Here is a 24,627-nt window from a genome sequence, read left to right on the forward strand (position 1 = left end):
TTATTTTTTCAGATCATTCAGTTCTGCTTCTACATCTTTTGCCAAATCTGCAGTTTTAGAAACAATCTGATCTTTGTATTTGTCATATCCGTCTTTCACAGTATGTGCTACGCTGTTCGCCGTTTCCTTGAAAGTAGAAGAAATATTGCTGTACTGGTCTTTCACTTTTTCAGAAACCTCACCGTATTTGTTTTTTGCCTGATCTTTAAGATCATTAGCCTTCGTTTTGATTTTTTTTCTGGTTTCTTTACCTTCTTCCGGTGCGTATAACATTCCTAAGATTACACCTGCCGCAGCACCTGCAAGAAGTCCTGCCAATATACCTGCTGTATTATTTCCTTTTCTAGACATTTTAAGTTTTTTAATAATTAATAATAGATTAGTTTTTACAGTAATAAAACTTACAATTTGTATACCAAAGGAGGCCTGAAGCCTATTAAAAATTGTTAAATCTTTTGGATGTGAGATAAAATAAGCTGTATGGTTTCCTCTTTGGTGAGTGCCGAATTGTCAATGACAATAGCGTCGTCAGCCTGCTTCAAAGGGGCTATTTCACGCTCACTATCGATTTTATCGCGTTCTACAAGGTTTTGCTTTACCTGTTCCTTATCCGCCTCAATTCCCAGTCCTTTCAGTTCCAGAAACCTTCTGTTGGTTCTTTCATCAATACTGGCAGTAAGAAAGAATTTATAGTCTGCATTTGGCAGAACTACTGTCCCGATGTCACGTCCGTCCATAATAACGCCACCTTTTTCTGCCAAAGTGCGCTGTGACTGCAGGAGGAAATCTCTCACCTCTTTTTGCTTGGCAACAAGGCTTACATTATCAGATACGATATTGGTACGGATTTCCGTAGAGATATCTGTGTCATTCAGGAAAAGAATAAGCGTGCCGTCGCTGTTTTTAAATTCAAGTTTAATCTGGTCAAAAGAAGAGAACAGCGTATTCAGATCAATCTCGCCGTTTTCATTCAGACAATGCTGCAAAGCATACCAGGTAACTCCTCTGTAAAGCGCTCCTGTATCCATATGAATAAGTCCCAGCTGATCAGCAATGATTTTAGAGATAGAACTTTTTCCGGTAGACGAGTACCCATCGATAGCAATTACAGGTTTTTTCATACTGCAAATTTCAAGATTTTTTTTAGAAAATCAAGAGGAAGTAAGAAATTTTCAGAATAATTAAGAAATTTCCGGCCGGGAAAATTATTCTCCTCTGTGGCTGGAAAGGTCCATGGAAATTCCTATCTGATTGACGTTCGAAGAGTTGTGATATCTTACGTGGGCATAATCAATACGGAATCTGGAAACTTTAACTCCAAATCCTGCAGAAAGTCCTGAGAAATTTCTTTGATCGGCAACCGCCAGCTCATTTCCTCTTTTTACATTATATCCCAGCCTGATATTGAAATTCTTTTCCGGAAACAATTCGGCTCCCAAAGAAAAGTGGTCTGCGATCTTTCTTCCGGCACCTACTTTTTGCCCGTCCAGGTTTTCTTCTGAAGAAATATCAAACTTCTGAAGATCATGTGCGGTAATAGTAATGGCAAGAGGGAAGTTCTTGATGATTTTGGTATATCCAAGATCAATTCTGAAAGGAAGATTTTCTCTTGTTCCATTAAAAGACTTCAGCTGAAACCCAAAGTTTCTCATGACCAATGAAACGACTTCCTTGCTCTTTTTATTATGATAGGTAATTCCCGCTGTTCCTGAGATCGCGGAAGAAGTATAGTTATCAATTTTTGAGGTAATAAAATTCAGTCCTCCACCAATCGTCCAGTCTTCTTCAAACTGGTAGGCATAGCCTGCGCCAATCGCTACATCTGAAGCTTTGAATTCTCCGTTTTCGAAACCGCTTTCATCCGTCCTCGGAATACTTCCATAGCTCATATACCTTGCATTGATGGTAGCCATATGGCCGTTCTCAAAGTCTTTGGCATAAGCAATCGTTCCGTATTTCGAGTCGGCAAGGTAAGCCGTTGCGTTTACAGAAAGCTGTTTGTCAGAATCTTTATTTAACAGGGCAGGGTTTGCAATAGCAAAGGAAACATCATAATCTCTTACCGAAATTGCATCGCCGCCCAAAGCAGCCTGTCTTGCAGATACAGGTACATTTAAGAACGGATAAACATTTGTTCCTGTTTGCGCATAAGAAACAATTCCTGATAGAAATAATGAAAAAATGATAATTTTCTTCAACTCAATTTATAATTAATGCAAAAATAATCCTTTTTCGTACTTTTCAAAATATTTCTGACATTATTTCTATTTAAATATTTTTCTTTCATCAATATCTTTAATGATTATATTTGCAAAATCAAATTCCGGGGAAACCCATACTAATAAAAGTTATTAAAAATAAAAGATGAAATATAAAAGAATCCTTCTGAAACTAAGCGGTGAGGCCTTAATGGGAAACAGACAATACGGTATTGACAATGAAAGACTGCAGGAATATGCAGCTGAGATCAAAAAGGTAGTTGAAAAAGGCTGTGAAGTAGCGATCGTAATTGGAGGAGGAAACATTTTCCGTGGTGTAGCAGGAGCTGCCAAAGGAATGGACAGAGTGCAGGGTGATTATATGGGAATGCTGGCCACGGTAATCAACGGAATGGCTTTGCAGGGAGCATTAGAAGATGCAGGAATTAAAACAAGACTTCAGTCTGCTATCGAAATGGATAAAGTAGCTGAACCTTTCATCAAAAGAAGAGCGGTAAGACACCTTGAAAAAGGAAGAGTAGTGATCTTCGGGGCAGGAACAGGAAATCCTTATTTTACCACAGATACAGCGGCTACCTTAAGAGCCATCGAAATCGGAGCTGATGTGATCTTAAAAGGAACCAGAGTAGACGGAATCTACGACAGCGATCCTGAAAAGAATGCAGATGCTGTAAAATACAATTCATTATCTTTTGATGAAGTATTTGAGAAAAACCTTAAAGTAATGGATATGACCGCATTTACTCTGAGCCACGAAAATAAATTGCCAATCATTGTATTCGATATGAACAAAGATGGAAATTTAGAAAAAATCGTAGACGGAGAAAATGTAGGGACTTTAGTTGATTTATAATCAGTTTAAGCGTTTAAAATATAAAAACACCTGTTACAGTAATTGTGACAGGTGTTTTTTATTAATGATTGTTTTAAGTACTTATTTGTCTGCTTCAACATTCTGTGTGGCATTTTCCTTTTCAACCAAAACATAACGGGAAGAAATCCACCCGATGATCTGATTTATTATTTTAAGAATCATCTCCAATTCCGTGACAGCAGTTACTCCCGGTACCAGCTTCACCTTTGGTTTTGGTAATGGCTGTGATAAAATAAGTCCTTCTACCTGTGGATTGGATCCTTCCGCAGGAATACCATTATACATTCCCACATGCTGTACGGATAGCTGCAGCATATAGTCCTGCAAAGATTCAGGCGGTGTTTTGATGCTCACCGAGGAGGCACTTGAGTGTTGGAGCTGACCTGGGAGCGATTGGTTCTGTATTCTTGTATAACTGGCTCCTGAATTTGAAGAATCAGCAATCGCCATCTTTTGTAAAGCGTTTAATAAGGCTGCCGTCATATAGGTAGGAGCCTGGCCATAAATCGTTGCAATTTTCCCCAGTTCCGATACCGGCCATGCATGAGGAACAACGTCCAGATCGTTCCAGTGCATGGTATTCCAGCTTTGATAAGTACCTGTCTGTTGCTGCCATCCCGGAGGCAATGGCGGGAATTTACTGTTGAACAGGCTGGCAAATGCAGCTTCACCCGGCGTTGGTCCGGCGGTAGGATATACAAGCGTTACTCCGAAGGCATCCAGATCCTTATTCTCTTTCAGATAAAGGGCAAGGGTAGGAGATAATGCTCCGGCAAGGCTATGTCCACAGAATATGATGGCAGTATCCGGATCCGGACTTAAGCTGGCAAGGAACTGTTGAAGCGTGGTATTGGGTGCGGCTGCATCACCTGGACTTATAAGTCCCAGAAGTATACCGACCCCGGTGGCCGTTCCTTTTGAAATATAAGGGTCAATGCCGTTAAAGGCTGATGGAGCAAAGTTGGAAGGATTATAAGTCGTCCAGTTGACTACTTCGGCTACCGAAAAATCTTCTGTTTCCCAATCGTAAAGAGAGGAGGGATTAGTGGCAGCAATAGCCACAACGTAAGTAGGTAATGTAGGACCTCCCGGAAATGCGACAGCATCAGACTTAACGACATATAATGCATTATCTGCAACACCGGTAGGAACTCCTTTTTCATTTTTTTCTTCGATCAGGGCAGGTCCCCAGACCAGATCCCAGTTTCCTAATTCCGATACGGCTGAAGGATTAGCTATGGAAGGTGTTTTCTGATCCATTATTTTAACCGGAGGAACATTGTTAAAATAATAGGATAAATCATACTGAAGCTGTTGCTGCAGTTGGATACCAAAACCGTTGTAGCCTCCGGCACGGTTGGCAAGACCTGCCATACCGAAAACTTGTTGATAGGCATCTAATGATGGATTTGTCATGATGTGATTGGTTTAAATTAGTTTATAATTGTTCATTTCTGCAAAATGTCTTCTTCAAGACTTTTCGTTTGTTACGGCAAGTTTTCAATGTAAAATACCTGCCGATATTTCGTTTAAAAGAATAGAGTAAAGGACGTTATTAAAAATGATATCACACTAAGTAGAAATAACCAAAATATTCGGTAGGTATTTGTACCTGAAGTTTTTTGCTTGAAGTTGATATTAAAGGTAAAATGGAGCAGATTAAGAAATGGTCAGAAATTCTACTTAAATTTTTAACAAGGGAATCAATTGCTTCTATAGTAGGTTCGTTTCTTTTACTGTATTTGGGATATAATGTTATACAAGTAATGAAATTAGACTGCCCCCAAAAAGTTAGAAACTTTTTAGGGGCATTTTTTATGGGCAAATCAAAGTATAGTTTAGGATTTAAAACAGATTGTGTCGTTAACAGCTTTATTGTTAATTTCTTAAATTTATTCTTAAAGGATCTACACTAGATTTTTTACTGCCCGAATGAATCTTGATGGAACTTATTTTAAGACCGATGTGTACGGTATTTTGTTTGTTCACTACAATTTCTCCTTCCTCACCATTTTCTTTTAATAGCTTGGCTTTATATGTATGTGCGATATTAGGTTTATTATATTTATTAGCTTTTGAAATCAAAAGATGTATATATTCTTTATTTATTAATTCGTTAAAAAATACTATTTCATTAGCGTTTAAAGCTTGCAGTAAATTTAATTGATCAACCTCAAGCTTATTTACAATAGGTATAACGTTATCTTTTTTATTCCCAATTTTATATGTTGATTTATCGTAGAAAATAACTGTTAGAAACGGATTAATTGGTATAAAGACTAATAGTCCTTTGCTTCGATATCCTGTTGAAGAAAAGTATTTAGGCAAATTTTCGAATAATAAATTATATTTTGCTATAGGGAAATCAGAGCTAATAAATGCTGTTTTAGTTTCGTTTTTAAATAGTTTATACTCTAAATCTAAAACAGTTGGAAGAACATCAAGAAATACGGAAAATATAATATCTACAATTCGCTGATGCCCTAAATTAGGAAAGTTATATTCAGAATCTAAAGAATTTACTCTTGCATGAAAACTTTTCATGTTTTCAATATTTGTCAAACTTCGCATCTCAGTAATAACAAGAAATGCTAAAAGAATGTGTAGCTCTTCCTTATTTTTTTTAAGTAAATCTTTAGTAAATATTATTTGTTTAATACAAGAATCAAATTGACCTTCTAATTTAGATAAAAAGTTTTCAATTTTTTCATCTTCTCCATAAAAAAAGTCTTTTGAACATTGATGCTTTAGAGGAACATCTTGTTTGAAAAAATTAGTATTTACATTGTATATACCAATTTGCTTCAAATTTTTCATAAAAGAGAAATATCGAAGATAAAACCTAGGTATATAATGTTGGTTTTTTTTTGCCATTATTGTTTATAATAAAGAATATTTATAGCTTTTATCAAAGATAAAAAATTAGTTAAATACAGAAAGCTTCAACTGTAACTGAAAGCAAAACATCAAGGAATTAGACAATTAATAATTCCTAAGTTTATTTTTAAAAGAAGATCTGCTTCTTCTTTTGTAGTTGGCTGATATCGTTGAATAAATACAATTTCATCCTTAGGCGATATATCCGTTATTGTTTTATCCTTATGGATCGTTAGAGAGTTCCAAATATTCTCTATAGTTCTTTCTGGTAGTTTGTACAGAAAGTCGTTCCGTTTGCCTCACGAATAATCTTTTTTTGATATCCGTTTTCTTCTAGGAAATTGTAGAAATTAAAGTTATCAATTTGTTAGGTTTTTTAATTATTTTTTCCGATATTAGAGATTAAGCATTAAGGAACAATTTAAAAAATGCGCAGTAATGAAAATAGAGATGTTAGAGGATTTTATTTTGTACCTAAAAATGAGAACAGATTCTGTCGCTGTTGAATGTTTATCAAAAATGCATGAATTAGCTGATGGATTTCATTCTAAGGAGTTTTCTTATTCTGTTGACATTAGAATTCCTAGGGAATTGATTATCGATTATTTAAATTTTAAAGACGGTTTATAATCGTCTTTTCTTTTTCCGTTGAGTTCAACGCCGTATTTACAACAAAACAAATAGTTTTGTACAGTGTCCTATTCAAAAATATCAACGTTTTCACAAAATACAGAATGCAGTCTTACCAGAATATGGAAATAATCATTATTTTTGCAGCACTGAATAGTAAAAAATAATTTAAAATAGTAAGAAAACCCTGATGTTTACGGTGTTTTTGGATTTAATTAATTGATATTCAGTTGAATTAATAGATGTGTAATTTATCAAACTTTAATATAATAATGGAAGAATTAGATCTTATATTAGAATCTGTAAAACAGGACATGGATGCAGCGGTAAAGCACCTGGATCACGCATTTCAAAGAATTAGAGCAGGACGTGCTTCTACGACAATGGTTCAGGATGTAATGGTAGAATACTACGGAGCAATGACTCCTATCAACCAGGTTGCGAATGTTTCTGTTCCGGATGCAATGACAATCTCTATTCAACCTTGGGACAGAACGGCAATCAATGCGATTGAAAAAGCAATCATCAATTCCAACTTAGGTTTTGCACCTTCTAACAACGGGGAAAACATTATCCTTAATGTTCCGCCTTTAACAGAGGAAAGAAGAAAAGAGCTTGCAAAACAGGCTAAAGTGGAAACTGAGAACACTAAAGTAACGGTAAGAAATGCAAGACAGGACGGTTTGAAAGAACTTAAAAAACTGGAAGGAGTTTCTGAAGATGTCGTAAAAGGCGTGGAAGAAGAAATCCAGGCTTATACTGATAAATACGTTAAGCTTTGTGATGAGCATCTTAAGACAAAAGAGGCTGAAATTATGAAAGTATAATTTTCAGTTTTTAAAATATTTTTAAAGAGGTTTCTTTTGGGAGACCTCTTTTTTTGTGATTTTTTACTATGACATTTCACTTTTTTGCAATGCAATGCATTCTTGTTCCATACGATATTGTTAAGTATTTACGTTCATTCATTATATTTAATGAATTATTCCTGACGTTTAATTAAAAAACAGGAAACAGATACTATAATGATGACAAAAATAATCGGGGTAGGAAATTATATCCCATCGGAAACCATAACCAATTTATTTTTTGATAAACATATTTTTCTTAATGAAGAAGGGATTTTATTAAAGGAGAATAACGCTTCCATTACGGATAAGCTTAAAAAGATTACGGGTATTGAAGAAAGGAGGTATGCGGACAGTACACAGGTCACTTCAGATCTTGGCGTCATTGCGGCGCGTGCAGCCATAGAAAATGCAGGGATCGATCCTGAAACATTAGACTATATTATATTTGCCCATAACTTTGGGGATGTTCGTTTCGGAACCGTTCAGTCTGATATGGTGCCCAGCCTCGCTGCAAGGGTGAAACACTTACTGGGGATCAGAAATAATTTCTGCGTGGCCTATGATGTTCTTTTTGGATGTCCGGGATGGATTGAAGGCGTCATACAGGCTCATGCGTTTATCAAATCCGGTTTGGCAAAACGATGTTTGGTGATTGGGGCAGAAACCCTTTCCCGTGTAGTGGATATCCACGACAGGGACAGTATGATTTATGCAGATGGAGCGGGAGCAGCGGTTCTGGAAGTGAACTCTAATGATGATTCCGGGATCAAATCCCATTTGTCAGCTTCTTATACCCTTGAAGAGAAAGACTATCTGTATTTTGGAAAATCTTACAACAATGAAAGATGCCCGGATACCCGGTATATTAAGATGGATGGCAGGAAAATATATGAATTTGCTCTGGTGAATGTTCCGGATGCGATGAAAAAATGTCTGGACAACAGTGGATATTCCATCAACCGGTTGAATAAGATTATCATTCATCAGGCGAATGAAAAAATGGACGAAGCCATCGTTAACAGGTTTTACCAGCTGTATGGAAAACCCGTTCCGGAAAATATCATGCCTATGGTTATTCATAAATTAGGTAACAGCAGTGTGGCTACGATTCCTTCTTTGCTGACGATGATTTTACAGGACGAGCTGGAACATCATAAAATTAACAAAAATGATATCGTATTATTTGCTTCAGTAGGAGCTGGGATGAATATCAATGCTTTTGTGTATCAGTTTTAAAAATATAAAAAAGAGATTGGCTAAGGTCAATCTCTTTTGTTTTTATAAACATTGTATGGAGCCTTTCTGGTCTTTATGCTTTAACAGAGATTGGTAGCTCTGAAGGATTTCATCCGCATTACACCTGATTTCTTTTCCCGGAATCGTATCCGGAGCTGTTTTCTCTTTCTGGTCGGATTTTATGCTGTATTTCTTTTCAAAACATTTCAGCGGCTGATTATTCTGAAGGTAGATACGGGTTTCTGTAATGTCATCTTTGGTGACCGGTTTTTCAGGGGTGCCACCGTCAAAATTCCATACGGTTTCCTGTCTGAAAATAAAAAATGGGTTCCCGTCTTTGATAAAATATTTTTCAGATGCCGAAAAATGACTGTGTTCTGCATAAAAATGCTCTATCACTTTAATTCCATCCTTGTCAGAATAAAAAATAACTTCCCCTGAAGGTTCATCATGGCAGTCATAACTGAATTTTGAAGAACTCAGCTTTTTAGCTTCCAGTTGAGCCTGGAGCACAGCATATTCTTTTTTAATCTGATCAATAGGGTTTTCTGCTGTATCTGTTTTTACTGAATCCTTTTTTGCAGTAGAACTATCTCTGGAAATGGATTCCTTCAGGATGATTTTATCTTTTTCATTTTTACAGGAAACAAAAAGAAGCATGCTCGCTGTCAGAACTAGGATTTTCATAGAGTTAATGATTTGGTGGTGAATAAAAATACAAAAATTTTAAGGACATAAAAAAGGCCTTCAACTGAAAGCCTTACATAGTTTTATTTGCAATTTTCGTTATAATCGTAGATCACTTCATTGATAATTGAAAGTTTATCCACCGTTGAATTGCTGATCTCATCCCGGATGAATTTTCCAAGACCGCTTCTTTTCTTCTCTTCGTTTTTCAGGGAACCGTATTCACCCTTTGTTATTTTTGCTTTTACGTAAGGGCAGTCTGCCAGGATAATTTTGGCTTTTGCGGGCGTTAATTCTTCAGCTTTTCCTCCTTTCTTTGAAAAGATATAATTGGGATTCTCTCTTAACCGGTCTGTTTCCCGCTGTGTGATGGCCTGAGTACTGTTTGCAGAAAGAGCCGTAGGATAGCCATAAAGCTTATAAACTGTAATTTTACCTTCTGCTACTACTTCAGCAAACTGTTCCGTTCTTGACAGGTTGTTGATTGCCTTAAAGCCGGCCGATAATCCTGTTGAACTTTCAGAGCTGTTCAGAGCCTCTCTCATGTTGGAGTATTTTACCGACTTGAAAACCCTCGGAGTGTCACCTTCATACAACATGTATTCTTTGATATCGTCTGTGTCGTAGGTTTTGAATTTTATCTTATTCTTTACTTTGTCAATATCAGCAATGGCCGCAAATTTTACTTTTAACTGATTTTGCCAGGGACTTGAATAGCCGCCGTGCAGATGTACAACACCTTCAATTTTCTTTCCGGATTTGTCAATGATGTAGCCGTATTTTTCACCGTTGTAGGTTCCGGTTTCATCCTGATCCTGAGCATGGGCATTGAGTGATACAAGACCGAACAGGCCTATAAGTAGTAATTTCTTCATGGTTTTGTTTTACATTCCCACAAATATAAATTTTTAAATTCAAAATCATTGTCGACAAAATATTTTAATAATAATCAGCAAAAAAGCTCCGGAATTTCTCCGAAGCTTTCAATTTTATTTTAAAATCAGAATTATTGATATCTCTGATGTTCCTTACTTTTGGTAAACCTTTTGGTGATAGGTTTGAACAATGCTTTGTATTTTTCTGCATCAAACAGCTGTGAGTCCGTAAGAGCTTTATAAGTCATCCAGACTCCAAAAGGAAGAAGGATCAGGTTAGGAAGCCAAGCTGCCAGATAAGGATTCATTTTTCCGCTCCATGACATATTTTCCACCCCAACATTCATGACATAAAAGATGATGAAAATAACGATTGCAATGATGACCGGAAGCCCCATTCCTCCTTTTCTGATGATAGAACCTAAACTGGATCCTATCAAAAAGAAGATGATACAGGTCACAGAATAGGCAACAATTCTCTGCTGGTAAATCACTACCTTACTGAAGTATTTTACATTAGAACTATACTCATTCTTTTTGGATTCCAGTGTTGATTTCAGGTTGTCAAGCCTGGTGTAGGAATTATATATGATTTCCAGTTTTTTATCACCTTTTACCGTATCCAGTTTGATCTGGGTTTTCGGAGCAGCTTTATGTTTATTCCCTTTATTCATATAGGTAATTACAGAATTGGTCTGGTTAAGAACCTCGGATCCGATGTTATCAAAGAACTGCTTATTGTCTTTTTTGGTTTTGGTAATCGTTCCGTCAAGCTGGTTATAAGTCTGGAAACGGTAGTCATCCGTAATCTGTTCTTTTTCGATCGCTTTATTGATGATTTCACTGATGTCAAAGTGAGAAACCAATGTATCAAATTTAATCGCCTGATCAGGTTGTTTCAGTCTTACATTATCACCTTTTCCGGCAAAAGCATCTTCAAATACATAACCGTTATACAGTACCAGTTTTAAAAAGTTCTTGTTAGCCGCTGGAACAAATTTTCCTTTTTCTGCAACAACAGACTGCTGGTTTTCGTAAGCATTGGCTTTTTTATGAACAAAAACGCCTTCAATATTTTCTCCGTTTTCCCCGTATATTTTATCAAACTTTACCATATAACCGGGAATCTGATCAATAAACTGTCCCGGAGTGAAGTTGATAGCCGGTTTGGTTTGGGCAATATTAAAAAGCATATTCTTTGCTTTTTTCTGAAAATCCGGGATAATATTGTTGGAAAAGAAAAACAGCATGATGGCAAGTGCTGTTGAAATTCCAAGAAGAGGCGTCATTACACGGGTCAGAGGAATTCCCGCTGCTTTCATGGCAGCAAGCTCGTAGCGTTCTCCAAATTCACCGAACGACATGATACTCGCCAGAAGGATCGTAAGCGGGAGCACCATACTGATGACGTTTACTCCAAGATAAAAAAGAAGTTTAAGGATTTGCCAGTAGCTTAATCCTTTTCCCATAAACTGTCCCAACTGTACCCAGATAATGTTTACAATAAAAATGAAAAACAATACGCTGAATATAAAGAAAAACGGTCCAAAGAAGGTTTTTATAATGTATCGGTCTAGTATTTTTAACATGCGCCAAAATTAATCAAAAAGCCACAAAGTTTACTTGTGGCTTTTTATATTTTGTTATTTTTTTAACGTTAAAAGTAAATTTACATAGTTGCGAATTCACTTTCAGCTTTTTAAAGTTCTGTAACGATGTAGTTTTTAAACTTATTTTTGTCAAAAACAAACATATTAGGATCCAGTTCCTGGTTTTCTTTATATTCTTTAATAGCAATTACTGCAACATCTTTATTGTTTCCGTGCTGTTCCAGTTTTACCATCTGCTTTTTCGCTGAATCGACAAAAAGGTACACAAACTTAATGCCGTTGGCTTTCACCGGAGTCAGTTTAATAAAATCGGCATTCACACCATTCACCATTTTCTTACCGTTGTATGTTACATTATAATCGTTTCTATACGTGGTAAGATAGTTGATAGGGGAGAACATGGTGCTGGTTCCGTTGGGCTTGGCAATGGTAACTTCCATATCATCGGCGTTGATGTTGTAAATTTTATTTCCGTCGAAGATCTGTTCCGTATCCATGATCTTCAGTTTGTATTTCTCTCCGGCAACATAATAAATACCAGGTTCTGTTTTGGTCACCTGTCCGTTAAGGCCGCTTCCAAAAGAAAATTTGAAGTAAGAATTCTTTTTAGAATTGTAGTTGGCTGTAATATCATCCAATATCTTTTTAGCTTTCGCATCAATCTTCTGAGCGTTGGCCATACCTACTGCACCTACAACAAAACTTCCCAATATAACTTTTGAAATAATATTTTTCATTTTCTTAATTTAATAATCGTTAGATTTTCTTTAATTCTTAAGGTTAAAACGATGTGCTTTTCCTTTAACTACGCAGATCTTCCAAAAACTGTTCCAAAGAATGAAGATCACTGATCAAAACCTCTCTTGCTTTAGCACCATTGAATCCTCCCACAATACCACTTGCTTCCAGCTGATCCATAATTCTTCCGGCTCTGTTATAGCCCAGTTTCAATTGTCTCTGAAGCATTGAAGTAGATCCCTGCTGGGTAGAAACGATTATTCTTGCAGCTTCCTCAAATAAAGCATCTTTTTCGTTCGGGTCAAAAGCACCTACTGTACTTGCTGAATCTTCAGAAACGTATTCAGGAAGTAATAATGCTGAAGAATATCCTTTTTGTTCTCCGATAAACTCTGCCAGTCTTTCCACTTCCGGAGTGTCTACGAAAGCACACTGAAGTCTCAGGATCTCATTTCCGTTGAAATAAAGCATATCTCCTTTACCAATCAGCTGATCTGCTCCCGGAGAATCAAGGATGGTTCTGGAGTCAACACTGGAAATTACCCTGAAGGCAGCTCTTGCAGGGAAGTTAGCCTTGATCATACCTGTAATAACATTAACGGAAGGTCTCTGTGTAGCCACAATAAGGTGGATTCCTACGGCTCTCGCAAGCTGTGCAAGTCTGGCAATCGGTAATTCAACCTCTTTTCCTGCGGTCATGATCAAATCTGCAAACTCGTCAACTACCAATACGATATACGGTAAATAACGATGTCCGTTTTCAGGATTTAATTTTCTTTCCGTAAACTTTTTATTATACTCTTTTAAGTTTTTACAAAACGCATTTTTCAGAAGATCATATCGGGTATCCATTTCAATACAAAGAGAGTTCAGTGTATTGATTACTTTATTGGTGTCTGTGATGATGGCTTCTTCTGCATCCGGTAGTTTTGCCAGGTAATGTCTTTCAATTTTAGAATATAATGAAAGTTCCACTTTTTTAGGGTCTACCATGACGAATTTCAGTTCGCTCGGGTGCTTTTTATAAAGAAGGGAAGTAAGGATAGCATTAATACCAACAGACTTACCCTGACCTGTTGCTCCTGCCATCAATAAGTGAGGCATTTTTGAAAGGTCGGCCATGAAGATTTCGTTGGAAATGGTCTTTCCAAAAACTACCGGAAGGTCCATATCTGTATTCTGGAATTTCTGGGAAGCAATGACAGAACGCATAGAAACCATAGTAGGATTCTTTCTTGGCACTTCAATACCGATTGTTCCCTTTCCTGGCATTGGCGCTATAATTCTGATTCCTAATGCGGAAAGGTTCAGCGCAATATCATCCTGCAGTTTTTTAATTGCTGCGACTCTGATTCCTGCTTCAGGAACAATTTCATACAGCGTAACTGTAGGACCGATGGTTGCTTTAATCTCTGCGATTCCAACATTGAAATTTTTCAGAAGTCCGACAATTTTGTTTTTATTTTCTTCTAATTCTTCCTTATTGATGGAAATTTCTTCATTACCGTAATCTTTCAGCAAATCTACAGGTGGCATCTGGAAGTTGGCAAGATCTAGCTTGTGGTCATACAAACCATGCTTTTCTACCAGTTCCTGAGACTTTTTATCAGAATCATCCAAAACATCAACCACCTGTGCCACTTCTACATTGAATTTAATGTTTTCTTGTGCCGGAGTTGTTGTTACTGCCGGAGACGGAGCAGAAGGTCTGATATCAAATGCTTCTTCGGGGCTTGAAACCGGAACAATGGGCTTGGTAGAAAGGTTTAAGCTGACCTGTTGAGAAACATCTCTTGGCTCTGCTTCAAAAGAAGTATGGTTAGGCGTAGAAATGGTTTCTATTTCGTTGGAAACCGGAACCTCAGGAAATCCTTTCGGAGCACTTACCGGTTCCGGGTCTTTTATTGTATTGACAGGAGTTGTAACGGGCTTATTGGTAACATCACTCACCGTAACTCTGGAAAGTGTTTCCTCTTCAGCTTCCTCTGCTTCCTCTTTCAATTCCTCATCAGCCTCAAAATCATCATTAGAGTCAGGCATCATGGATTTTACTTTTCCGATCGTATTTTCATTGATCTTATCCAGCTTCGCCTTGATCGAACTTGGACGAAGATTAAACTCAAGGATAAAATAGAGAAGAATGCTTGCAGCTAACACGGTCCACAGGCCTACTGCTCCGATGATGGAGTTAAGATAGTCCATGATCTGATATCCATAAACACCTCCTAAAACACCCTGACCTTTCGTAAGTGCTCCCATAAAAATAGGAAGCCAGCAGATGAAAAATAAAGAGTGGCCGATCGTTTTCCATGGTTTGAAGATTTTCTTCTTAAGGATCAGAGTCCCCACTACAAGGAATAAAAATGCAATGATAAATGAAGCAATACCAATACTTTCAAAAATGAAAATATTTCCAAGCCAGTCACCTACCTTGCCAAAGATATTGGAAGATTTTATGCTTTTGTCCAGCATGGTTCCGGCCTGGCTTTGATCCGCTTTCCAGTTCATCAGATAAGAGACGAATGAGAGTGCAAGAACAGCCGATAAAAGTATAAAAGTAAGCCCGAAAAAAATACGTGGCTTAGATAAGATTCTGCCTTTCTCAGGCGATTCAGTCGGTTTTTTTTGTGTCTTTTTATCCATAATATCAATGTCGCAAATTTAATGTTTTATTCAACACTAAATAAATCTTTTTTATCCAAAAAACATTTTGGTAATCCCGCTTTTACAAAGGTTATTTAAAATTTTTACTTTAAGAATATTTTCATTTATGACAGAATAAAATAAGGTTATTTTTTTGGCTTATCCAAATCTGATACCGTTAAATTATATTAACTGTTTATGAATTGTTTTTCTTTAAAAAGATAATAAAATTTTTGGTTTAATCGGACAGAGATTAAAAAAATTAACAATACTAAAGTTTTTAGATAGCAATAGTGTTTTTTGAACTAGTTCAAAGGTCAGGACGTAAAGTCTCTGTAATTTTGGCCTATACAATTTCACCTATGAAAAATAAATTTAAAACTATTCTGACCTCTTGTCTGATAGTAATTTCAATGATTACAATGAACGCACAACAACAAAAAACGGAACACACGGCACTATTAATTATCGACGTACAAAATGATTATTTCCCGGGCGGAAAAATGACACTGGAAAAAAGCGTACAGGCCGCTGAAAACACCAGAAGAGTTTTAGAATATTTCAGGAACAATCATCTTCCTGTTATTCACATTCAGCATATTTCTACCAATGATGGTGCAACGTTTTTTCTTCCGGGTACAGAGGGTGCTAAAATCCATCATTTGGTTTTACCGGGGGAAGATGAAAAAGTTATCGTTAAGCATTTTCCCAACAGTTTCAGAGAGACGGATCTTCTGGATTATCTTCAGTCAAAGAACATTAAAAACCTTGTGATTACAGGAATGATGACAGACGTCTGTGTGGAATCTACAGCCAGAGCTGCTTTTGATTTCGGGTTTACCAATACCATTATTGCCGATGCCACAGCAACCAGAAATAGTGAACTGAATGGGGAAGTGATAAAGGCTGAAGAAGTTCAAAGATCCTTCCTTGCGGAGATATCTGCTCTTGGAAATCTTTATGCCCGTGTCATAAATACTGATGAACTTTTAAAATAAGGCTATTTTTAGATAGGGAACGTGTACAATGAACTTCAATTTTTGTTGGGTAAACGCAAAGGTGCAAAGTTTTATCATACATATTGTTTAATTTAAGACGCAAGGAAATCGAAGATTTCCAGCAAAATGAATCTAATAAATTTTATCATAAATAAAATCCTTGCGCCTTAAAAACATCTGATATTTCAAAAAATTATTAGCGTCTTTGCGCTTGCCCAACAAAAAAAACAGAGTTCTATTGTTTAAATACAAAAATAACTTAACCTAACTTAATTTCATAAAGGTGTCAATAATTTTGATACCTTTATTTTGCTTAAATAATCCTATGTCCGATTTACTTTTTAAAAATATCAGTCAATATATCAATCTTTCAGAAGAGGATTTTCAAAAGTTTGCAAAGCCTTTTGAACACAAAACATTTAAAAAGAAAGAGGTGGTGCTCAAAGAAGGAGAGTATTGTTTCTTTGAAGGATTTGTTCTGAACGGGTGTTTTAAAATCTATTATCTCAATGAAAACGGATTGGAGCAAACCTTATATTTTGGGGTTGAAGGCTGGTGGATTACGGATATTGACAGCCTTATCAATACCGTTCCCAGTATTCTGAATATTGAAGCCCTTGAAGATAGTGAAGTATTGATGATTTCTAAAAAAGATAAGGAACATCTGTATAAAACAATGCCACAGATAGAAAAGCTTTTCAGAATTATGAACCAGAAATCTTCGGTAGCACTGCAGAGAAGAATTCTTTCCTTAACGGGTAAAACGGCAGACAAACGCTATCTAGAATTCCTGGAAAAGTATCCGGGATTGGAACAACGAATTACCCAACAGCAGGTAGCATCCTATCTGGGAATTACCCATGAGTTTTTAAGTAAAATCAGAAAAAAATTATTGATTGGCTGAGGGGATTTGATTTTTGTATCAAAGTTGAGCTGTAAACCAATGTTTTACAGTGTTTTATTTTACTTTCATATAGAAGGGTTCAATCATCAGAATAGTTTTTATAAATCTATATCTTTTCGGAATTAGAAATTGAATTTTTCCTAATGTTTTCAGGCTTATTAAGAATGTTTCAAAATAAGCAAAACCGAGGTTAAAGTGATAAAAAACAGCTTTTTTTAGGCTCTTTGTGGTTTATCATGCTTATTTTTGCATGTCAAGTACAATAAATCATGAAGAAGCTCCAAGATATTCTTATCTCAACCAGGACAATGGCTGTATTGTTGCTGGTGTACGCATTCGCGATGGCTTATGCAACGTTCTTAGAAAACGACTACGGAACTCCTACAGCAAAAGCATTAATTTATGAGGCCAAGTGGTTCGAACTGATCATGGTCTTACTGATTCTCAATTTCATAGGAAATATCGGAAGATACAGACTGTGGAAAAAAGATAAGTGGCCGGTTCTTGTTTTCCACCTTGCCTTTGTTTTTATTTTTATTGGTGGTGCCATCACCAGATATATCAGTTTCGAAGGCCAAATGCACATCAGAGAAGGTGAGACATCCAACGAAATCGTAACTGATAAAAATTTCTTTAAAATTCAGATTGAAGAAAAGGGTGATGTACTGAATTATCAGGATGTTCCTTATCTGATGTCTCCGTTACACAAAGATTTCAAAGCAACTTATGACTTCCACGGAAAAGAAGTGAAAGTGTTTGCCAAGGAATACATCCAAAGAAAAAAAGACAGCCTTATTGCTGAACCAAATGGTGCTGAGTATCTTCATCTGGTTTCTACCGGAAATACCGGAAGACAGAATATTTACATCAAACCGGGAGAAACAAAATCTATCAACGGAACTTTGGTGACCTTCAACAGAGCGATTGAAGGAGCTGTTGAATTTAAAAATGAAGGCGGAAAATTATTCATCAAAACTCCTGTAGATGCCAGCTATATGACCATGGCCACGCAGGCAACAGGAACTACAGTGAAAGATGCGTTTCAGCCTTTGGCATTAAGAAGTTTATATACCATCAACGAACTGAAGCTGGTAGTACCTGAAGGTCTTAAAAAAGGAAGACTGATGGCTATTGAAGGCGACAGAAAGAAAGATGCTAATGTTCCGGATATGCTTCAGATTGAGCTTCAGGGACCAAAAACAAAACAAATTGTAGACCTTTCAGTTGAAAAAGGAAACCCAAATGCTTACAAGCAGGTGACGATGGATGGTTTAAACATCATGGTAGGTTTCGGACCTAAAGTATACAACACGCCTTTCGCGTTGAAACTGGATGATTTCGTGATGGAAACATATCCGGGAAGTTCATCTCCAAGTGCTTATGAAAGCCACGTAAAAATAATTGATGAAGGTAAAGAAACTCCTTATAAAATCTATATGAACCACGTTCTTAACCATAAAGGATACCGTTTCTTCCAGTCGAGTTTTGATCCGGACAGAATGGGAACCGTTCTTTCTGTAAACCACGATTACTGGGGAACATTGATTTCTTACATCGGATACGGACTTTTATTCCTTGGAATGTTTGTCATTTTCTTCTGGAAAGGAACTCATTTCTGGAAATTAAATAAAATGCTGGCTGACGTGAATAAAAAGAAAGCAGCAGGTATACTTTTATTGTTCTTAAGTTTAGGTTTACATGCACAAAAAATCGAAACTCACGGAACTACCGACGGAAGCAGAGAACATATTCATGTGGAAGGAGACAATCATTCCCATGCTCCGGCACCTTCTGCCCAGCCGCTTGATGGCACTGCTCCAAAGCAGAATTCTCTGGCAACTCCAATGGGAAAAATGAGAACTATTTCTCCGGACGAGATCATTGCAAGAAACAAAATCAGTAAAGAACATGCTGATAAATTCGGATATCTTTTGGTTCAGAACTTTGAAGGAAGAATTGTTCCTATCAATACAGAGGCAATCGATATTTTAAGAAAATTATACAAGAAAGACGAATTTAAAGGAACAGACGGAAAATCTCTTACAGCCAACCAATGGTTCCTTTCTATCAATACAGATACTCCAAGCTGGACAATGGTTCCGATTATTAAAGTAGGAACTAAAGGAGGGGATGAGCTGAAGAATAAAACAAAAGCAGATGAAGATGGTTATACTTCTCTGATGAACCTTTTCCCGGCAGATGCAAACGGTAATCTTACATATATTCTTGAGCATGATTACAATACCGCATTCCGTAAGAAACCGGCTGAACAAACGAATTATGATAAAGAAGTAATTGCTGTAAACGAAAGAGTACAGATCTTCAATGAGTTCTTCAGCGGTCAGTTTATGAGAATTGTTCCTGTGAAAAATGATGCCAATCACACTTGGCATTCATGGCTGGATCAGAAATTCGAACCGGATATGGAATCTCAGCAGGTAATGGGACCTTATTTTGCAGAAGCGCTTACCGCACAAAAAACCGGTGACTGGAGCAAAGCAGATGCTGAGTTGGCGAAGCTTTCAGACTATCAGCAGAAATGGGGTAAGGCAGTTGTTCCTGCTAAATCCAAAGTAGATCTTGAAGTATTTATGAATAAGGTAGATATTAACTTCAAATTATTGATCTTCTACACGCTTATCGGCGGTCTTCTTCTGATCTTGGGATTTGTTGAATTATTCAAATCAAATAAAGTATTAAATAAAGTAATTAAAGTAATTATTGCGATTGGTTTAATTGGATATCTGTGTCATTTCTTAGGACTTGTTGCAAGATGGTATATTTCAGGTCATGCCCCTTGGAGTAACGGATATGAAGCAATTATCTTTATCTCCTGGGTAGGGATTACGGCAGGTTTGATCCTGTACAGAAATGCTAATGCATTGATTCCTGCAGCCGGCTTCATGGTGGCTGTTATTATGATGGGATTTGCCCACGGAGGTTCAGCACTTGATCCGCAGATTACACCGCTTGTTCCGGTATTGAAATCTTACTGGCTAATTGTTCACGTAGCCATTATTACCTCAAGTTACGGATTCTTCGCACTCTCAATGATTATTGCGGTGATCTCATTAGTATTCTATATTATCTCCAATAAAGAAACGTATAAAATTCACCACGATACGACATTGAAAGAATTGGTAATCGTTTCTGAAATGTCATTAACCATCGGATTGTTTGCTTTAACAGTAGGAAACTTCTTAGGAGGAATCTGGGCCAACGAATCATGGGGAAGATACTGGAGCTGGGACCCGAAAGAAACATGGGCTTTCATTTCCATTATGGTGTATGCATTTGTACTGCACATGAGATTAGTACCTGGATTGAGAAGCAGATGGGCATTCCACGTAGCAACAATGTTTGCGTTCTGCTCAATGGTAATGACATACTTCGGAGTAAACTATTATCTAAGCGGACTTCACTCGTACGCAGCAGGAGATCCGGTACCAGTGCCAGCATGGGTATACATCGGAATAGGAACAATGATTCTTTTATCAGTTGTTTCTTATATCAAGTTTAAAGCTTTAACGAAGAAATAAAATACTGAACATATAATTTAAAATCCCGGAAAGTGAATTCCGGGATTTTTTATTTCTATGGTTGCTGGTTTTAGGATGAGTGGTTTTAACGCTGCGTTCGCAATGATGTATATTGTGATGAGTTATTGTTCGCAGAGGCATTTCATTCAGCAAGAGAAGACGTTTTAGTTAAGCTGGAAGGTTGGTAAAAGGTCAAGAGTTTGTGTTTTTTTAACGCCAAGGCTCGCAATGATTTTGATGATGATAAAATATTGTTCGCAAGGGCGCTTCACTCAGCAAGAGAAGAAGACGTTTTAGTTAAGCTGGAAGGTTGGTAAACGGTCAAGAGTTTGTGTTTTTTTAACGCCAAGGTTCGCAATGATTTTGATGATGATAAAATATTGTTCGCAAGGGCGCTTCACTCAGCAAGAGAAGAAGACGTTTTAGTTAAGCTGGAAGGTTGGTAAACGGTCAAGAGTTTGTGTTTTTTTAACGCCAAGGTTCGCAATGATTTTGGGATGATAAATATCGTTTACAAGGGTGTTTCACTCAGCAAAGAAAGTAGTGGTCTTTGCTAAACGAAGTGGCTTTGCGAACTAAAATAAAATGCACCATGGTAAATTAACCTCGCGAACTTTGTGTTAGTAAAAAATACCCGAATCCTATATCCCGCAACCCCGCACCCCGAAACTCGCCCCTCAAAAAAATCAAAATTTATCATTCATAATTCAAAATTCATTACTATCTTTATGATATCAAAATAATATCAAATTAAAATTCAATCATGGAAAAAATCTTAAAACCTATGTCCGGCTATCTTACACTGGTTATTTGCCTGGCTTTGTTTATCGCAGCTGTCTACTTTTTTATTACCGGAGTAGACCAGAATATAACTTTTGTTGCGCTCGCTATGCTGTGTTTTCTGATATCATGCTTTTTCTTAAAAGGATTAATGATTATTCAGCCTAACCACTCAAGGGTGCTTAACTTTTTTGGAAAGTATGTTGGAACGGTAAAAGAAAACGGACTTTTCTTTATCAACCCGCTTTATTCATCACAGAAAATAAGTCTTCGTTCTGAAAACCTTCAGGGACAGACTTTAAAAGTAAATGATAAGATGGGGAATCCTATTGAAATTGCAGCCGTAATTGTATGGAAAGTAGGAGATACTTACAAAGCAGCTTATGAAGTAGAAAGATACACGGATTATGTAAGAATGCAGAGTGAGGCCGCTGTAAGACACCTTGCGGTAAGTTTCCCTTATGATAACCTTGAAGATGAACATGCGAACATTACCTTAAGGGACGGTGGGGATCAGGTCAACAAAATTCTCGAGCAGGAATTATTAGAAAGACTGGCACCGGCAGGAATCATTATCCAGGAAGCGAGAATTACCCATTTGGCTTATGCTTCAGAAATTGCAGGAGCAATGCTTCAGAGACAGCAGGCTACTGCGATTGTTGCTGCAAGAACTAAGATTGTGGAAGGAGCAGTAGGAATGGTGGACCTTGCCCTGAAAAAGCTTTCTGAAGATAATATCGTTGAACTGGATGATGAAAGAAAAGCGGCGATGGTAAGCAATTTAATGGTTGTTCTTTGCGGTGAAAAAGCGGCAACACCTATCCTAAATGCAGGAACACTTTACAATTAAGAAATTTAACAGTGGGCTTTTGGTACAGACAGTTTCTATACTGACAGCAACTGTAAATAATGTTAGAGAATTAAAAAAATGAAATCAGAAAAAGCTCAGAACTCTTCAGAAAGCAAAGGCAAAAAATCCTTTGTGATAAGAATAGACGAGTCTACTTATAAACTCCTTGAAAAGTGGGCCAATGATGAATTCAGAAGTGTAAACGGACAGATAGAATACCTGCTGCATCAGAGTCTTGTTAACGCGGGGAGAAAGAAAAAAGAGTAAATGAAAGGAAAGAATAGAGAAGGAATGATAATATTTTGGGGAGGTATACCCACAAAAAATGATGATATCCCTCTTTTTTTAAATTACATAAAACATAAAAAAGACCTTCTTTTTTAGCCTTTCAATAAAGAAATAACAATTCAGTTAACTTATGCCAAAAAAGAAAGCAGAGAAATTTTCTCTGCTTTTTTTATTGTATACAACTTTGAAGACTATCTGCTCCAACGTAGAATATGACGAGCCAAATCAAGCCTTTAATGGTAAAGAAAGCTAATCCTGCCCATCCCACACGCTTGAACCACTTTTTAAGCTTTGAGTTGTTTTCCTGTGAATTTTCCATCGGTGATTATCAAAATGATTACTTTACAAAGATAAGCATGTTTATAATTAGTCCAAATAAAAAGCCTATTAAAAATTAAAGTTTTGAGGTTCACATAATATTTTTATCTTTAGAGAGAACGAAAAGTAAGATTTTATGTCAAAAAAAGTAAAAGATTTCGGAATCGAAAAAACACTCAGAAATCTTGGGATTAAAGAAGAGAACAAAGGGACTTCAGTGGGCGGAAAATATTTCGCATCAGGAAAAGTGATAGAAAGCATTTCTCCTGTGGACGGAAAGTTGATTGCTAAAGTAAAAACTTCCGGAGAAAGTGATTATGACAAAGTAATTGAAACTGCTCAAAAGGCATTTCAGGAATTCAGGCTGATTCCGGCTCCCAAAAGAGGAGAGATGGTAAGACAGCTGGGCTTAAAATTAAGAGAATATAAAGACGACCTGGGTAAACTGGTTTCTTATGAAATGGGTAAATCATTACAGGAAGGTCTTGGAGAAGTTCAGGAAATGATTGATATCTGCGATTTCGCAGTAGGTCTTTCAAGACAGCTTCAGGGATACACCATGCACTCTGAAAGACCGGGACACAGAATGTATGAGCAATACCATCCGCTTGGAGTAGTGGGAATTATCACAGCATTCAACTTTCCGGTAGCCGTATGGTCTTGGAATACAGCATTGGCATGGATCTGCGGTAACGTTACCATCTGGAAGCCATCTGAGAAAACGCCGCTTTGTGCTATTGCATGCCAGAATATCATGATGGAAGTTCTTAAAGAAAATAATCTTCCTGAAGGAATTTCAAGTGTATTGGTATCAGATCACGAAATCGGACAGAAATTAGTAGACGATAAAAGAGTTGCTCTTGTTTCTTTCACAGGATCTACTAGAGTAGGAAGAATGGTTTCTTCTAAAGTAGCTGAAAGATTCGGGAAGTCTATCCTTGAATTGGGTGGAAACAATGCAATCATCATTACAAAAGAAGCAGATATTGATATGTCAATTATCGGAGCTGTTTTCGGAGCTGTAGGAACTGCGGGCCAGAGATGTACTTCGACAAGAAGACTGATTATCCACGAAAGTGTATATGATGAAGTGAAAACTAGATTGGCAAAAGCTTATGGCCAGTTGAAAATCGGAAATCCGTTGGATGAGAAAAACCATGTAGGACCACTTATTGATACGGATGCTGTAAACCAATACGAAGAAGCCATCAAAAAATGTAAAAAAGAAGGAGGAAAATTCGTTGTGGAAGGCGGAGTTTTATCCGGGAAAGATTACGAATCCGGATGCTATGTAAAACCTTGCGTGGCTGAAGTGAAAAACTCTTATGAGATTGTTCAGCACGAAACTTTTGCACCGATTTTATATCTGATCAAATACAAAACATTAGAAGAAGCGATCACTATTCAGAATGATGTTCCACAAGGATTGTCTTCTGCGATCATGACCCAGAATCTAAGAGAGGCAGAATTGTTCCTTTCTCACGCTGGTTCAGACTGTGGGATTGCCAACGTCAATATCGGAACATCCGGTGCTGAAATTGGTGGAGCTTTCGGTGGTGAAAAAGAAACCGGTGGTGGAAGAGAGTCAGGATCTGACGCTTGGAAATACTATATGAGAAGACAAACCAATACTATAAATTACACCACACAACTTCCTCTAGCACAGGGAATTAAATTTGATTTATAAAAGCTTTACTTAAAGCACTCAAA

At 37.1% G+C, this 24,627-nt stretch carries 20 protein-coding genes; 10 read left to right on the forward strand and 10 right to left on the reverse strand.

The window, feature by feature from the left end; translation table 11 throughout:
• From V0410_RS03030 to porQ, 3 genes are all read right to left on the reverse strand, one after another.
• Entirely contained in the window at positions 1 to 351 is a 351-nt protein-coding gene (locus tag V0410_RS03030; protein WP_047431084.1) for a YtxH domain-containing protein, read from the reverse strand.
• A 95-nt stretch (positions 352 to 446) separates the two neighbouring features.
• Complete coding sequence (cmk, locus tag V0410_RS03035) at positions 447 to 1,121, reverse strand: (d)CMP kinase (protein ID WP_330746257.1); 675 nt, start codon at positions 1,119 to 1,121, stop codon at positions 447 to 449.
• Between the two features lie 84 nt (positions 1,122 to 1,205).
• Entirely contained in the window at positions 1,206 to 2,198 is a 993-nt protein-coding gene (gene porQ / locus V0410_RS03040) for a type IX secretion system protein PorQ (protein WP_110008755.1), read from the reverse strand.
• Positions 2,199 to 2,364: 166 nt separating this feature from the next.
• On the opposite strand from porQ, the gene pyrH reads away from it, so the two are divergent.
• Positions 2,365 to 3,072: a UMP kinase gene (gene pyrH, locus V0410_RS03045; RefSeq protein WP_076355472.1), complete on the forward strand. Its 708-nt coding sequence runs from the start codon at positions 2,365 to 2,367 to the stop codon at positions 3,070 to 3,072.
• An 81-nt stretch (positions 3,073 to 3,153) separates the two neighbouring features.
• Here pyrH and V0410_RS03050 read toward each other — a convergent pair whose 3' ends face one another.
• On the reverse strand, positions 3,154 to 4,509 hold the full coding sequence (locus V0410_RS03050) for a lipase family protein (protein ID WP_330746258.1): 1,356 nt from the start codon (positions 4,507 to 4,509) through the stop codon (positions 3,154 to 3,156).
• A gap of 462 nt (positions 4,510 to 4,971) precedes the next feature.
• Positions 4,972 to 5,910: a DUF4238 domain-containing protein gene (locus V0410_RS03055; protein WP_330746259.1), complete on the reverse strand. Its 939-nt coding sequence runs from the start codon at positions 5,908 to 5,910 to the stop codon at positions 4,972 to 4,974.
• A gap of 498 nt (positions 5,911 to 6,408) precedes the next feature.
• Here V0410_RS03055 and V0410_RS03060 point away from each other — a divergent pair, with 498 nt between their 5' ends.
• The 3 genes from V0410_RS03060 to V0410_RS03070 all read left to right on the forward strand — a co-directional run bounded on the left by V0410_RS03060 (position 6,409) and on the right by V0410_RS03070 (position 8,687).
• Positions 6,409 to 6,600, forward strand: coding sequence for a hypothetical protein (locus V0410_RS03060; RefSeq protein ID WP_330746260.1), 192 nt, complete (start codon positions 6,409 to 6,411; stop codon positions 6,598 to 6,600).
• A gap of 272 nt (positions 6,601 to 6,872) precedes the next feature.
• Complete coding sequence (frr, locus tag V0410_RS03065; RefSeq protein WP_034694343.1) at positions 6,873 to 7,427, forward strand: ribosome recycling factor; 555 nt, start codon at positions 6,873 to 6,875, stop codon at positions 7,425 to 7,427.
• Between the two features lie 198 nt (positions 7,428 to 7,625).
• Positions 7,626 to 8,687, forward strand: coding sequence for a 3-oxoacyl-ACP synthase III family protein (locus V0410_RS03070; protein WP_330746261.1), 1,062 nt, complete (start codon positions 7,626 to 7,628; stop codon positions 8,685 to 8,687).
• Positions 8,688 to 8,729: 42 nt separating this feature from the next.
• On the opposite strand, the gene V0410_RS03075 is transcribed toward V0410_RS03070, so the two are convergent.
• The 5 genes from V0410_RS03075 to V0410_RS03095 all read right to left on the reverse strand — a co-directional run bounded on the left by V0410_RS03075 (position 8,730) and on the right by V0410_RS03095 (position 15,240).
• Complete coding sequence (locus tag V0410_RS03075) at positions 8,730 to 9,374, reverse strand: hypothetical protein (RefSeq protein ID WP_330746262.1); 645 nt, start codon at positions 9,372 to 9,374, stop codon at positions 8,730 to 8,732.
• A gap of 83 nt (positions 9,375 to 9,457) precedes the next feature.
• Positions 9,458 to 10,249, reverse strand: coding sequence for a hypothetical protein (locus V0410_RS03080; protein ID WP_330746263.1), 792 nt, complete (start codon positions 10,247 to 10,249; stop codon positions 9,458 to 9,460).
• 131 nt (positions 10,250 to 10,380) lie between these two features.
• The gene (locus tag V0410_RS03085) at positions 10,381 to 11,838 is read right to left on the reverse strand and encodes an LptF/LptG family permease (RefSeq protein WP_330746264.1); all 1,458 of its coding nucleotides are present in this window, start codon (positions 11,836 to 11,838) and stop codon (positions 10,381 to 10,383) included.
• A 110-nt stretch (positions 11,839 to 11,948) separates the two neighbouring features.
• On the reverse strand, positions 11,949 to 12,596 hold the full coding sequence (locus V0410_RS03090) for a LolA family protein (RefSeq protein WP_227942755.1): 648 nt from the start codon (positions 12,594 to 12,596) through the stop codon (positions 11,949 to 11,951).
• Between the two features lie 64 nt (positions 12,597 to 12,660).
• On the reverse strand, positions 12,661 to 15,240 hold the full coding sequence (locus V0410_RS03095) for an FtsK/SpoIIIE family DNA translocase (protein WP_330746265.1): 2,580 nt from the start codon (positions 15,238 to 15,240) through the stop codon (positions 12,661 to 12,663).
• Positions 15,241 to 15,602: 362 nt separating this feature from the next.
• Here V0410_RS03095 and V0410_RS03100 point away from each other — a divergent pair, with 362 nt between their 5' ends.
• The 6 genes from V0410_RS03100 (at position 15,603) to amaB (ending at position 24,604) form a co-directional block, all read left to right on the forward strand.
• The gene (locus tag V0410_RS03100; RefSeq protein WP_330746266.1) at positions 15,603 to 16,238 is read left to right on the forward strand and encodes a cysteine hydrolase family protein; all 636 of its coding nucleotides are present in this window, start codon (positions 15,603 to 15,605) and stop codon (positions 16,236 to 16,238) included.
• A 325-nt stretch (positions 16,239 to 16,563) separates the two neighbouring features.
• Positions 16,564 to 17,142: a Crp/Fnr family transcriptional regulator gene (locus V0410_RS03105; RefSeq protein ID WP_330746267.1), complete on the forward strand. Its 579-nt coding sequence runs from the start codon at positions 16,564 to 16,566 to the stop codon at positions 17,140 to 17,142.
• A 269-nt stretch (positions 17,143 to 17,411) separates the two neighbouring features.
• On the forward strand, positions 17,412 to 20,681 hold the full coding sequence (ccsA, locus tag V0410_RS03110; protein ID WP_330746268.1) for a cytochrome c biogenesis protein CcsA: 3,270 nt from the start codon (positions 17,412 to 17,414) through the stop codon (positions 20,679 to 20,681).
• A 763-nt stretch (positions 20,682 to 21,444) separates the two neighbouring features.
• Positions 21,445 to 22,311: an SPFH domain-containing protein gene (locus tag V0410_RS03115; protein WP_110008771.1), complete on the forward strand. Its 867-nt coding sequence runs from the start codon at positions 21,445 to 21,447 to the stop codon at positions 22,309 to 22,311.
• Positions 22,312 to 22,389: 78 nt separating this feature from the next.
• Positions 22,390 to 22,578: a hypothetical protein gene (locus tag V0410_RS03120; RefSeq protein WP_034694367.1), complete on the forward strand. Its 189-nt coding sequence runs from the start codon at positions 22,390 to 22,392 to the stop codon at positions 22,576 to 22,578.
• A gap of 475 nt (positions 22,579 to 23,053) precedes the next feature.
• Positions 23,054 to 24,604 carry an L-piperidine-6-carboxylate dehydrogenase gene (gene amaB, locus V0410_RS03125; RefSeq protein WP_330746269.1) on the forward strand — a complete coding sequence of 517 codons (1,551 nt, stop codon included), beginning with the start codon at positions 23,054 to 23,056 and terminating at the stop codon, positions 24,602 to 24,604.
• The last annotated feature ends 23 nt before the right edge of the window (positions 24,605 to 24,627 follow it).

The sequence above is a fragment of the Chryseobacterium sp. CP-77 genome (genome assembly GCF_036362765.1).
GTDB lineage: Bacteria > Bacteroidota > Bacteroidia > Flavobacteriales > Weeksellaceae > Chryseobacterium > Chryseobacterium cupriresistens.

Bases quoted from the DNA above. Each gene is read 5' to 3' on its own strand.
- V0410_RS03030 (WP_047431084.1), bottom strand. From the start codon at position 351: ATGTCTAGAAAAGGAAATAATACAGCAGGTATATTGGCAGGACTTCTT.
- cmk (WP_330746257.1), bottom strand. From the start codon at position 1,121: ATGAAAAAACCTGTAATTGCTATCGATGGGTACTCGTCTACCGGAAAA.
- pyrH (WP_076355472.1), top strand. From the start codon at position 2,365: ATGAAATATAAAAGAATCCTTCTGAAACTAAGCGGTGAGGCCTTAATG.
- V0410_RS03050 (WP_330746258.1), bottom strand. From the start codon at position 4,509: ATGACAAATCCATCATTAGATGCCTATCAACAAGTTTTCGGTATGGCA.
- V0410_RS03055 (WP_330746259.1), bottom strand. From the start codon at position 5,910: ATGAAAAATTTGAAGCAAATTGGTATATACAATGTAAATACTAATTTT.
- V0410_RS03060 (WP_330746260.1), top strand. From the start codon at position 6,409: ATGAAAATAGAGATGTTAGAGGATTTTATTTTGTACCTAAAAATGAGA.
- frr (WP_034694343.1), top strand. From the start codon at position 6,873: ATGGAAGAATTAGATCTTATATTAGAATCTGTAAAACAGGACATGGAT.
- V0410_RS03070 (WP_330746261.1), top strand. From the start codon at position 7,626: ATGATGACAAAAATAATCGGGGTAGGAAATTATATCCCATCGGAAACC.
- V0410_RS03075 (WP_330746262.1), bottom strand. From the start codon at position 9,374: ATGAAAATCCTAGTTCTGACAGCGAGCATGCTTCTTTTTGTTTCCTGT.
- V0410_RS03080 (WP_330746263.1), bottom strand. From the start codon at position 10,249: ATGAAGAAATTACTACTTATAGGCCTGTTCGGTCTTGTATCACTCAAT.
- V0410_RS03085 (WP_330746264.1), bottom strand. From the start codon at position 11,838: ATGTTAAAAATACTAGACCGATACATTATAAAAACCTTCTTTGGACCG.
- V0410_RS03090 (WP_227942755.1), bottom strand. From the start codon at position 12,596: ATGAAAAATATTATTTCAAAAGTTATATTGGGAAGTTTTGTTGTAGGT.
- V0410_RS03095 (WP_330746265.1), bottom strand. From the start codon at position 15,240: ATGGATAAAAAGACACAAAAAAAACCGACTGAATCGCCTGAGAAAGGC.
- V0410_RS03100 (WP_330746266.1), top strand. From the start codon at position 15,603: ATGAAAAATAAATTTAAAACTATTCTGACCTCTTGTCTGATAGTAATT.
- V0410_RS03105 (WP_330746267.1), top strand. From the start codon at position 16,564: ATGTCCGATTTACTTTTTAAAAATATCAGTCAATATATCAATCTTTCA.
- ccsA (WP_330746268.1), top strand. From the start codon at position 17,412: ATGAAGAAGCTCCAAGATATTCTTATCTCAACCAGGACAATGGCTGTA.
- V0410_RS03115 (WP_110008771.1), top strand. From the start codon at position 21,445: ATGGAAAAAATCTTAAAACCTATGTCCGGCTATCTTACACTGGTTATT.
- V0410_RS03120 (WP_034694367.1), top strand. From the start codon at position 22,390: ATGAAATCAGAAAAAGCTCAGAACTCTTCAGAAAGCAAAGGCAAAAAA.
- amaB (WP_330746269.1), top strand. From the start codon at position 23,054: ATGTCAAAAAAAGTAAAAGATTTCGGAATCGAAAAAACACTCAGAAAT.